Origin of the sequence: Massilia sp. CT11-108 (assembly GCF_047302915.1) — a bacterium.
Lineage (GTDB): Bacteria > Pseudomonadota > Gammaproteobacteria > Burkholderiales > Burkholderiaceae_D > Telluria > Telluria orientalis.
In genome coordinates this window covers 1-354 of the sequence record NZ_JBKYMO010001347.1, presented here as the reverse complement: position 1 = coordinate 354, position 354 = coordinate 1, and the positions used below count along the sequence as shown (strand labels likewise).

Sequence of the window (354 nt, the reverse complement as noted above, 5' to 3'; positions counted from 1 at the left end):
TCCAGGGCGCGCGCCGTCCGCCCGCGGCCGCCATCACCTCGGCCTGGCGGCGCGCGTCCTGGATGGCCTGGGTCACGAGTTCGTCGTGGATGGTGTCCATGTCGGTGCGGTCAAAAGCGGACGCGAAGCCGTCGAGGTTCGGTTTGCCGAGCAGGCCGCCGGCCAGCGCGGCCCAGTTGGCGACGTTGCGGACGTTGATGTGGACGTCGCAGCGCAGCTCGTACAGCGGCCCGCCGTTCGCGGCCTTTTCCTCCTTGCGGATGCCTTGCCGCACCTCGCGCACGACGACATCGTCGGCCTCGATGCCGAACTGCCGCGCCAGGTCGCGCACCTCGCCCACGCGCGCCGTCGTCG

Annotated in this window: 1 protein-coding gene; it reads right to left on the bottom strand. The window is 71.8% G+C overall.

The window, feature by feature from the left end; translation table 11 throughout:
• On the bottom strand, positions 1-354 hold a 354-nt coding region (locus ACEN88_RS34735; RefSeq protein ID WP_413346964.1), incomplete at both ends, for an SIMPL domain-containing protein.